This window comes from Limnochordia bacterium, assembly GCA_023230925.1.
Taxonomy (GTDB): Bacteria; Bacillota; Limnochordia; order DUMW01; family DUMW01; genus JALNWK01.
Map to the genome: position 1 here is coordinate 1 of JALNWK010000082.1, position 8,519 is coordinate 8,519.

An 8,519-nucleotide genomic window follows, 5' to 3' on the forward strand; every position below is an offset into this window, starting at 1 on the left:
CAAAGGAGTGGGTATGCGCTGGAGTGAGGAAGGGTTCAACCATCTACTTCACCTACGTTTGGATTGGGTAAACGGAAGATTTGATGACCAACTCTTCTCCCCCCAATAACTAAATACGCCCCTGCGTGGATCAATGTCTCTGCGGGGGATGTCCGGGAGATCTTCAATGCCCGGGGTTCTGATGGTACCTGGATTTTCCATCCCGAAGTGCGAACCAACGGCAAGTATCGTTGGCTTGTGCGCACAAGCAACATGCAGACCGTTTTCGATATGCAGGTTGGAATGGTAGTTTGGGATGAGTGGGTTCATTTCGCAGCAGTATATAGTGCCACCGAGGGATACGGGGCTGTGTATATCAACGGTGAGGAGGTATTCAAACAGGTAGTAAGCAGGGGAATGTGTATGATGCAGGATTGGGATATGGGTGCTCGAATAGGGCTTACCATTGATGATGCAAGACCCTTCGGAGGGCTAATGGACGACTTCATCATTTGGAACAAGGCACTGTCCTCCGATGAGATAAAGTCTGTGATGAAAAATGGAATATGAATGATTTGGTAGAAAACAGGTATTGAGACCAGCTAGCGTAGAATGTTCTGTTGGTGGAGCTTCGTAAGGCTCACTAGCATGGACAAATTGGTCGATAACGGCCAAAATATAGAGCAAGAAAGGACAGTACTCATCTGTCGGAGATTACGGTTATCATAGGTTGTTCGCATATTCTCAAGTATTACGCTGTTTATAAGAAATGCAGTATTGGGCGAGCCCCGAATGTAGTACTGTACTGTTCGGTAATGGGATTTACACGAAGGACAATGCGTCGTAGTCATTCTATACGGAAACAATAAAGCTCAATAAGCGTAGTACTAGGGTATCAATATGTTGTTGAAAGGAGCCCTTTCATGTAGGGTGCCTTTCCGGGATATAACTACGAAAGAAGGAACTACTAATATATCAGGATCTAAAAGAAAATGGAGAACGGTTCAAAGCCGTATGGTGGAGTCTTAAAAATGAGGAGGAGATTCTTTTATGCACTCACGACGAACGATCTGCTTTGTACTTGTACTTGTTCTAGCAATGATAGCGGGAACTGTTTATTCACAAGAGCCGATAGTGCTAGAGCATATGGTGTGGCAATTCATGTTCGGAGAAGACATCGAATTTCTAGAAGAGCTTGCTGATGAGTTTATGGCGTTGAACCCAGACATTGAGATCAGGCTCGAAATTCAACGAAATGTTGTTGATGCCTTAACGGTTAGAACGGCTGCCGGAATTCCCCCTGATGTCATAGCTATCTCATCTTTCGATGCCTTGCAGTTTGCCCTTAAGGGTATCCTTCTCGATCTTACTGAACTGATGGAAAACGATCCTGATTTTCATGAGGATGCCTTTATTCCAGGTATGTTGCAGTCGTATACATACGAAGGTGAGTCGGTTTTGCGCTATGGAATGCCGTACCAAGTCCTAACCTGGACGGCTAGCTATAACAAGAGTCACTTTGATGAAGCTGCCATACCATATCCCGAAGAAGGTCCGAAATGGACGTGGGAGACAGCTCGTGAGTTAGGACGAAAGTTAACACAAAGGACACCGGAAGGGTCTACGAAGCAGTATGGACTAGTAATAGATGGTAGTAAGCGCGTTGACTGGGCGTATTGGATGGCCCTTACTCATCAGGCGGGTGGTGGCATCTTCGACAAGATTGTTGGTCCTAGTTCATCAAACTTCCAGTCCCAGGCAGCCCGTGATGCAATAGATTACCTTATGTCGCTCTATGACGAAGGAGTTGCTCCCCTGTGGGTTAGTGAACCGGGCAACATAGGTATTTCCTATAATAATGTTTCTATTTCCCTCCACGACATACCGTCGACAATAGATAACTATAAGATTACTCTAGGCAAATCTGCAAGTGTTGGACATATTCGGCAACCTATGGGTCCGGTTCAAGATGGATGGTTTTCTGATGGACAGGGGTTCGCAATTCATTCGCAAAGCAAGAATATGGACGCGGCTTGGGAATGGGTTAAGTTCCTTACACTTCGAAAGGAAAGTGGGGAAAAGCTTGTTGATGATCGTTCGCGTATCAATGCCCTGCGTGAGAATCTCACTTATTATGCAGAACACTCGGATCTCTTTACAATCCAGGCTGTTTTGGATGCAGTAAGTAATCCCAATAATGTTCCACGTTTTGTGGTTACGGATCCCCGATTCTGGTCACAGGTTGTTAATATACAAATGCAGCACGTAGCAACAAAACAGACCGGGTTAGAAGCGGCACTAGCAGAAATTGATCGTCTGTCGGGTGGTTTCTTGGCTCACTAGTGCGTTTGTGTATAAAGGCTCAGTAGTTCGGCACTAGTGCTACTGGGCCTTCTATTTGGAGGTGAGTTTCGATTGCAGTGGATTAGCGAGGTGACCTATCAAGACCCTTCGACGAAAACATACTTGGGTAGTCCTAGTTTGGTTAGAACACCTAGTGGTCATATCTTGGCGACACACGACTACTTTGGTCCTGGATCCCCGCGGAACCATGAAGGGGAGGAGTGTCTAACGACTGTATATCGGTCTGAAGATGATGGTAAGACTTGGAACCAGATAACTCATATTGTAGGAGCGTTTTGGAGTAGCCTTTTTGTTCACAAAGACATGGTTTACCTGTTGGGGACTTCTGCGCATAATGGGCATATTGTGATCCGTCGTTCGAGTGATGAAGGAAATACATGGACGCATCCCTCTGACTCAAAGTCAGGACTGCTTTTTCGTGGTGGGCCAGGGCAAATTGGTCCGAACTACCACTGCGCACCGACTCCGGTTGTCAATATTCATGGTAGGTTATATCGAGCGTTTGAGAATATAGATCCCCCGGTGTTTGCATCGGGTTTTCGGTCTTTTGTGATTTCGTGTGATGCTGGAGCGGATCTACTTGATTCTGGCAATTGGCGTAAGAGCAACGAGTTAGTATATGACCAAGATGCGGATCCGGAAGATTGGGGAGGCTCTGCCGGGGCGGGTTGGCTCGAAGGCAATATTGTTGAGACACCTTCTGGTGAGATATGGAACATCCTTAGAACACGGACAACACCGGTCGTTGATCGCGCTACTATTATTCGTGTCGACGAAGGTGGACTTCGGGTTTCATGTAGTCCTTTTGATTACATCGAATTTCCAGGTGGCAAAACCAAGTTCACCATACGGCATGATTCTACGACAGGCAGATACTGGACCTTATCGAATCCGTGTGTTAATCCTGTTTATCATTTCCAGAGAAATGTGCTTGCCTTGTTTTATTCTAATGATTTACGGCGATGGCATTACGTAAAGACGTTAATGGATGATGATAATGGTCTGTCCGAACCAGATGCGGCACAAAAAATAGGTTATCAGTATGTTGACTGGCAATTCGACGGAGACGACATCATTTACCTAGTTCGTACTGCATATGGAGGTGCACACAATTTTCATGACTCCAATCGAATTACATTCGGCAGGGTTAATGACTTCAGAGACCTCCCCTCATGATCTCGAATGATACGCTATGCTAAAAAGAAGGAGTAGATTCATGATACCGAAATGGTCTTCTAGATACGTCGTACAGCTTACGCTTGGGGTAATACTTGGTTTTCTTTTAGCTATGTCTTGTGTTTTGGTAGTTGCCGAAGGAGGAGAGCAATCGATTTTCACGATTATCGCAACGACAACCAACACAAAAGGAGCTTTCAGTAACGCACCAGTGCAGTTGAATCTATCATTTCCTGAAATATTAAGGGCGCTTGGGGTTGAAGGAAAAGTTGATCCTCGGTCTATTCGTGTCCAACAAGATGGTTTTGATGTTCCTTTTCGATTAAGTGATTCTATACTTTCTACAGGCGAAGGAACGGTATCTTGGAGGAAAAACATTAATGGCGAGGAGGATTTTGCAATTCTTTTTGCGCTGGAAGAGGAAGGAGTAGACTATGATTACCCGAAGCACATTCCTCTCATTGGCAACGGTGATTATTTTACGTATGGTCTTCGGGGCACTGTGGGGGACTTTGTTGGTTGGTTAGCTCATAGAGTGGACATCGTCGACTGGTATGGAACAGGCGAAAACCTCATTCTAGTCTCTGGTCATGAAGGGACTCATCAAGCTGCCGCTTCTCTCTTTCGGCTTGAAGGATTTACGTCGGAAGGGTCACCGATAATCCGTCAAGTTTTACCTATTCCGATTCAGGAAAGTATCGTTGTAGCAGACTTTCGGGAGAATGGTTTGTTTGATCTTCTGGCATTTTCCACCTCCCATTCTAATATCATTTGGCATCAGAACATTGGAGCCCCTGGAGCTCCGGAGTTTCTGCAATCGGAACTGCTCACAGCGGGTGGGACTGTCTATAGTCCTGGCCGTGGAAATGCTATCCGTGGTATCGAGGTTGTTGACTGGACAGGAGATGGTCGTAAGGATCTCCTTATTGGGACAAGCGAAGCGTCGGGAACCTACGGTGCCATTTACCTGTTGGAGAACATCGGATCATCGGAGCAACCCAAATTTGCGGCACCAAGGGTCCTTCAAGCCGAAGGTGAATTGATTAGGATTGATCGTGGGTTTGTACGCCCCGCTGCATACGACTCGGATGTAGACGGTGTTTATCATCTTATTACGGGAAATCGTTTGGGCGACCTTCTTTTTATTAGGAACGTCGGCGAGAAAGGCGACCCACGGTTATTACCGCCTGTAAACGTTTTTGATGCCGACGGTGAATCCATGCGCTTGCCATACCAAATGCACTATGTGGTTGTTCACGACCTTGATGGCGATGGTTTGCAGGATTTGCTTATCGCCCCGGATGAACCATTTCTATTGTATGCCAAAAACACAGGAAGGACGAAGGATGGCATACCAGTGTTCGATGACCCGGTGCCTTTCCAGCAGGTTGATCCGGCGCTAAGCCCTGGTTCCCTGGCGGTACCACAGTTTGTATCGCTACTTGACGGAGAGGGTCCTTCCATCGTAGCCGGAGCTAGCCCGGGATATGTTCACCTGTTTAGGAACCAAGGACAGGGGTTGCTACCGGAATTTGATCAGGGGAAGCGTTTGCAAATTAAAGGAGAAACGGTGCGCATTCAGGCAGGTCCAACAGGTTCATTACTAGGTCCAAGTGAGGCAAATTGGGGTTATACTGCACCCTTAGTAACAGATTGGACTCATAATGGACAGCTAGACATTGTTCTAGGTAGTATCCTCACCAACTATCGTGTATTTGCCGATTTGATCTTTGAACCTGTTTTTGAGGCAACGGCTCAGAAATTTGTCCTAAACGAGTACGGGGGGCCTTTCCGTACCGTTCATCGGGTAAGACCAGCGGCTGTTGACCTTGACGGAAACGGTCTCAATGGTTTTCTTGGTCTTGACCCGGGGGGATTCCTGTCATATTGGGATCGCCAAGATGATCCATTTCGGGTGGGACCGGCGAGACGATTAGAGTTTGACACTGGCGAGGAAATTAAGCTTTCTCCACCACTAGCTGAAGGCGGGGCATCTGGACGCATTAAACTGGCTATTGGTGATTGGAATGGCGATGGTGTATGGGATATTGTTCTAGGAACGCCCATGACCCATCTAAACGATTATGCTCCTTTTCGGCACGCAACGGTTTTTGTGCTTGAAAACGTCGGTTCGAACACCGAACCAAGGCTTAGAAAACCGGAGCCGATCAAGACTGGGAACGGAAATTATCTTTGGTTCGGCATCCACTCTGCTGCGCCCGCATTGGTCGATCTTGACGGGGATGGTCATCTAGATCTCGTGGTTGGGAGTGAAAATGGTCGGCTTTATTACTATGCCCGCTCTTATCTCGAAGGTGAAACGACGGTTGAAATCAAGACAGTTTGCGGAGGTCCCGAAGCAGCGTTCCTGACGATGGCAGAACTGAGTCTAAGTCCCATCGGTATTCCAACGGAAGGGATGCAGCTTTGGCTTCGGGCTGATCATGGGGTCCACACTGATACCGGTGTAGTGACTATGTGGGAAGATCAGTCGGGCCGTAACCATGATGCCATGGCGGAGCCGGGACTTGAACCCGTTTTGCTGACGTCAGGCATCGCAAATCTTCCTGCCATTAGCTTTGATGGTTCTCGCTCTTGTTTAATTGTTGAACACGATGACGGTCTAAACGCGGGAGACGGACTTAGTGTATTCGTTGTATATCGCTATTACGGAGGATTTCGTCTTGCACAAAAACGAGACAATAATAATGGAATCACCAATAGTGCGTGGTTCCTCATGCCTCAAAACGGTCTTGCTATTGGTGGGGCATATCGAAACGAAGGTAATGCCGCATTTCCTGCAGTGATACCACAGTTACAAAGTAATGTATACAACGCAGAGCATAACGAAATCCGGATCTTCCGCAATGGTGTGTTGCTTACGACACTGTATGGGGTTGAACCTCAAATTGCGAACGAAGATGCTCTTTATATTGGAAAGCGCAACTATGCTGGGTTTACAGAAGGTTATTTGAAAGGCGAGATAGCGGAGTTGATCATTTATAATCGCGCGCTCTCCGATATTGAACGGTGTGAGGTCGAGGCTTATCTAAAACGGAAATACGGTTTATAGGAAAAATAGGTATCCGCGATGGTTGGGTTAGTACCGTCAAGCCAGATATGTAGCTTTGAGATGAAGAAATTTCGTACAGAGTATGTCGTAATGGCTACCATTGTTGTGGCTGCGGTTTTCTGTGGATGTATGCTAGTTCGCAAGCCAACTACTGAATTATCTGAGAGTTTAACAGACCACCTTCAACTATGGTTACGAGCAGATAAAGGAGTTTTCTTGGTGGACGGTGTTGTAAGCCAGTGGACCGACCAGTCCGGTAAGGGCAATCACGCAGTTGCCGCTGAGGGCTCGGTCATGCGTCTTGAGGAATTGGCGGAAAATGCCCAGCCTGCCATATTGTTTAACGGAACAAGTGCGCTTAGGATACCCCATGCAGACGGTTTGAACGCTGATGGTTCCTTCACGACATTTATCGTATATAAGGTTTCGAGTGGTTTCCGATTGGCGCAAAAAAAGGATGCTAGTACTGGGTTGACGGGCACCGCGTGGTTTGTAACACCGCAAAATGGCATGGCTGTATCTGGCAAGAGTCCGACAAAAGCCTCTTTTGAGACCGGAGTTCTTCACATTCAAGCGAATGTATTCGATGCTGAATTGGGTGAGATACACGTATATAGTAATGGTACCGAGGTTGAGTTAGTGACCGACGTGCCCCTCCAACAAGCGAACGAGGATCCAGTATATATTGGACGCCGGAATCAAAGCCCATCCGCTGGATTCATTACTGGCTATATAGCCGAGTTCATCATTTACGATACTAACTTATCCGCCGATGAACGATGCGCTGTTGAAGGCTATCTCAGACAGAAATATGCCATAAACGAAAGTCAATAATCAGGAGGGTGCTGAAAACGATGAAAAACTTCACATGGATGTTGGTTACGGTTGTTGTGGGCATTTTGCTTGTTGGGAGTACTACTTTTGCGGACATTCCGACCGACGGTCTACAGATCTGGCTTCGTGCAGATCGCGGTGTGATTGAGGAAAATGGAATTGTGGTAAGGTGGGTTGATCAATCAGGAGAGAAGAATGACGCGGTTTCCGATTCTGGCAGTGCACCTTACCTACAAGCTAACACAATTGCTAATCAGCCTGCGGTTGTCTTTGATGGGTCTGCCACTTACCTGTGTGTTTCTCATAAGAATGAGCTCAATGTGGAGAATGGCTGTTCTATATTCGTGGTATACGAGTATTCCAAGGGTTTCCGACTTGCTCAGAAGTTGGACAACAGCAATGGTATTACTGAGAAAGCATGGTTTCTCGCACCTCAAAATGGCTTGGCTGTTGGGGGTACCTATTACCGACAAGGCGATCTATACGTAGATTCGTTCCCCCAGGTCCAATGTAGTGTCTACGACAAGAAAATGCAGGAGATTAAGCTTTATCGCGATGGGCTACTCGTAGCAACAATCAATGATGTGAGGCAACAAGTCCCAAATAAAAGCGATCTCTATATAGGCAAACGGAATCATCCTAGCCTAAGCGAAGGCCACCTAGATGGGTTTATCGCGGAGTTCATCCTTCATGATCGGGCGTTGTCCGAGAATGAACGACAGGCCATTGATGACTACCTAACAGCAAAGTATGGACTATAGGAGGAACGGGGTGAGCTTATCTAGTGTTATCAATCTCGAGATTGGTGACTAAGATCGTCGGTAAGCTTTAGACGTTGCTGACCTGCAGGCAGAAGGCTGATCGCCGTGGTTATCAACTGCGTGGTTAGACTTTTGCCTGTAGTACTTCGTTCTCTGTAGGACGGTTGGGAGGTGCCCTGCCAGGTACAATTATCTACGGCAGATTGAAGCTATCTAGCCCCCTAAAGGATTTGGACATAAGCTATGTTTGTGCTAAGATTACTTTAGTGGGAGTGATTAACCGTGACAAGAAAGCGTTACTCAGATGATTTCAAGCAACAGGTGATTGATGA

The 8,519-nt window shown here is 46.7% G+C and carries 6 protein-coding genes; all 6 read left to right on the plus strand.

The annotated features are described in order from the left end of the window. Positions 1-159: 159 nt before the first annotated feature. The 6 genes from M0Q40_12050 to M0Q40_12075 all read left to right on the plus strand — a co-directional run bounded on the left by M0Q40_12050 (position 160) and on the right by M0Q40_12075 (position 8,187). Entirely contained in the window at positions 160-549 is a 390-nt protein-coding gene (locus M0Q40_12050; GenBank protein ID MCK9223327.1) for a LamG domain-containing protein, read from the plus strand. 480 nt (positions 550-1,029) lie between these two features. Next, positions 1,030-2,322, plus strand: coding sequence for an extracellular solute-binding protein (locus tag M0Q40_12055; protein ID MCK9223328.1), 1,293 nt, complete (start codon positions 1,030-1,032; stop codon positions 2,320-2,322). Between the two features lie 72 nt (positions 2,323-2,394). After that, a complete protein-coding gene (locus M0Q40_12060) occupies positions 2,395-3,519 on the plus strand; it encodes a glycoside hydrolase (protein MCK9223329.1) in 1,125 nt (374 codons plus the stop codon). 40 nt (positions 3,520-3,559) lie between these two features. Beyond that, positions 3,560-6,592, plus strand: a complete 3,033-nt coding sequence (locus tag M0Q40_12065; GenBank protein ID MCK9223330.1) for an FG-GAP-like repeat-containing protein — start codon at positions 3,560-3,562, stop codon at positions 6,590-6,592. Between the two features lie 60 nt (positions 6,593-6,652). Beyond that, on the plus strand, positions 6,653-7,426 hold the full coding sequence (locus tag M0Q40_12070) for a LamG domain-containing protein (GenBank protein MCK9223331.1): 774 nt from the start codon (positions 6,653-6,655) through the stop codon (positions 7,424-7,426). A 20-nt stretch (positions 7,427-7,446) separates the two neighbouring features. Next, positions 7,447-8,187, plus strand: coding sequence for a LamG domain-containing protein (locus M0Q40_12075; GenBank protein ID MCK9223332.1), 741 nt, complete (start codon positions 7,447-7,449; stop codon positions 8,185-8,187). The last annotated feature ends 332 nt before the right edge of the window (positions 8,188-8,519 follow it).